Source organism: Kitasatospora sp. NPDC001225, assembly GCF_053597855.1.
This window is the reverse complement of record NZ_JBSFJC010000432.1, coordinates 1-1,583: the sequence shown is the minus strand read 5'-3', so window position 1 is coordinate 1,583 and position 1,583 is coordinate 1. Positions and strand designations below refer to the sequence as shown.

2 protein-coding genes and 1 pseudogene are annotated in these 1,583 nt (G+C 74.6%); 1 reads left to right on the top strand and 2 read right to left on the bottom strand.

Translation table 11 applies throughout. The features are described 5' to 3' along the window. Together ACWDCZ_RS41230 and ACWDCZ_RS41225 are read right to left on the bottom strand one after the other, a co-directional pair. Positions 1-240: pseudogene (locus ACWDCZ_RS41230) on the bottom strand (hypothetical protein); the annotation flags it as partial. 261 nt (positions 241-501) lie between these two features. After that, positions 502-915 carry a MarR family winged helix-turn-helix transcriptional regulator gene (locus ACWDCZ_RS41225; RefSeq protein WP_449818705.1) on the bottom strand — a complete coding sequence of 138 codons (414 nt, stop codon included), beginning with the start codon at positions 913-915 and terminating at the stop codon, positions 502-504. Positions 916-997: 82 nt separating this feature from the next. Here ACWDCZ_RS41225 and ACWDCZ_RS41220 point away from each other — a divergent pair. Further along, a partial coding sequence (locus tag ACWDCZ_RS41220; RefSeq protein WP_449818704.1) for an SAM-dependent methyltransferase occupies positions 998-1,583 on the top strand: 586 nt, incomplete at its 3' end.

The following is a 1,583-nucleotide window of genomic DNA, read 5'->3' as shown; positions in this document are numbered from 1 at the left end:
GGCGGGGGCGCCGCAGACCGGGGCGCCGCGGTAGGCGAGCGCCTCGTCGAAGGTGTCGACGAACCAGGAGAAGCCGAGGGCGACGGTGGACAGGCCGATGACGACCAGCAGGGCCTGGGCCACGATCCGGGCGGCCGGGGTGACGGACCGCCGGCTGTGGTGCCGGGGGCGGCGGGGTGGCGGGGAGGCCGCCTGGTCGGTCGGCGGAGTCGGAACGCGGTCGGTCGGCGGCTCACTCATCGTCGTCGCTCAGCGCCGGCCCCGCCAGCTCGCGCTCCCGGTGCAGCCGGTCCCGGAGCTCCGCCGTCTCCCGCAGCCCGTCGCCGCCGGCGACCCTGATCCGCGCGTCCATCGCACTCCCTCGGCCTCGCCCGGGCGCCTCCCGGGTTCAGTCGGGATGATGGCAGGGGCCGGCGGTGGCGGGGGAGTGGCCTGGCGAGCTTGTGACCGACTTGTGGAACTCGGCCGGGGCGTGGGGCTGGTGGTGTGCCCGGCGACGGGTCAGGGCAGCAGCAGGCCGGCGAGTTCGTCCAGCAGTTCGGTGACCCTGCGGGCCTTCTCCGGGTCGGGGACGGCCTTGGTGATGACGGGCTCGGCGGGCCGGGCGACGTGGGCGCGGATGGCGTGCCGGGCCGACTCGGAGACGGTCAGCAGGGTTCGGCGCCCGTCGGCGGGGTCGGCGGCGGCGTCGAGCAGGCCGCGTTCGCGCAGCCGGGCGACGGAGACCGAGACGTGGCTCTGGGCGAAGCCGGTGCGGACCCGGATTTCCTGGACGGAGGTGGCGGGGTGGCGGTACACGTCGGAGACCACGGCGATCTCCCCGGCGCTGAGGTGCTCGGCGGCCGGGTCGGTGATCATCGCGCGGCCGAGTTCCGTCAGCCGCTTGCCGAGTCTGAGGAGTTGCACGCCGTCCATGCCCGCAAGAATACATCTTCACCGATATATCTCCACCAATACATCTTCACTGATGCATCGGCGCCGATGTAGATTGCCGAGCATGACGACCTCCGAACCGCTCAGCCCGGTCTCCCGCACCGCCCTGTCCGTGGCCCGGGTGCGGGCCTACGAGAGCTCCCGACCCGACCCGCTCTTCGTCGACCCGTACGCCCTCGCCTTCGTGGACGCCGCCGGCCTCGAACCCGCCCTCTCCGGCCCGGTCAGCAGCCTCGCCAAGGCCCTCGTCGCCCACGGCATCCTGCGCACCCGCTTCTACGACGACCGGCTGCCGGCTGCCGGCGCCGACCAGGTGGTGGTGCTGGCGGCGGGCCTGGACACCCGCGCCTACCGGCTGGACTGGCCGTCCGGCACCCGGGTGTTCGAGCTCGACCTCGGCCCGGTGCTGGACTTCAAGCAGCAGGTCCTGGACGGCCTCGGTGCCGTGCCGAAGGCCCGGCGCACCGCCCTGCCCGTCGACCTGGTCGACCCGCGGTGGCCCGAGCGGCTGGTCGCCGCCGGCTTCGACCCGGCCCGCCGCTCGGTCTGGCTCGCCGAAGGCCTGCTGGTCTACCTCGCCCCGGACGAGGCGGCCGGGCTGCTCACGGCGGTGGCCGGGCTGGCCGCCCCGGGCAGCCGCCTCCTGCTGG